This is a genomic window from Bartonella sp. MR168JLCBS (assembly GCF_042194175.1).
In genome coordinates, this window is the sequence record NZ_JBHIMP010000356.1 from 1 (window position 1) to 728 (window position 728).

1 protein-coding gene is annotated in these 728 nt (G+C 37.0%); it reads left to right on the top strand.

The window, feature by feature from the left end; all coding sequences use genetic code 11:
* Positions 1-176: 176 nt before the first annotated feature.
* On the top strand, positions 177-629 hold the full coding sequence (locus ACFIK8_RS11380) for a peroxiredoxin (protein WP_375669489.1): 453 nt from the start codon (positions 177-179) through the stop codon (positions 627-629).
* Positions 630-728: the final 99 nt, after the last annotated feature.

The following is a 728-nucleotide window of genomic DNA, read 5'->3' on the forward strand; positions in this document are numbered from 1 at the left end:
TGTTTGATTCTAGAGTAAACATCTATCAAAGTCGACCATTAATTCTACTTGACGCAACAATGAAATACTTGCAAACTCGTTAGAAAAGAAGACTGTTTAAGTCGTTCTTTTCAATATATTTTAAGACGAGGACTTTTTTAAAACACAATTCTCATAGAAAATACAGGAGCATGATTATGATAAAAAAAACAGTTCCCAACGCCACTTTTCATACACGTGTACGGGATGAATCCATAGGTGGAAATAATCCTTATCGGTGGCAAGAGGTTAACAGTGATACGTACTTTAAAGGGAAGCGAGTTATTCTTTTTTCTCTTCCTGGAGCGTTCACTCCTACTTGTTCGACCTTTCAGCTCCCTGATTTTGAAAAGCTCTATGATGAATTTAAAAAAGTCGGTATTGATGAAATTTATTGTCTTTCCGTCAATGATGCTTTTGTCATGAACGCTTGGAAGAAAGCTCAAGGGATTGAAAACGTGAAATTGATTCCTGATGGCTCAGGTGAATTCACCCGCAAAATGGGAATGTTGGTTGCTAAAGACAATGTTGGTTTTGGAATGCGGTCATGGCGTTATGCTGCTGTTATCCATGATGGTGTCATTGAAAAATGGTTCAAAGAAGAAGGCTAGTCGGACAATTGCACAACAGATCCTTATTAGGAGATCTCCCCAAAATAAAATCTTTTTAAAATACTGAAAACGCGTTCCATAGCAAAATCGCTTGTTTAA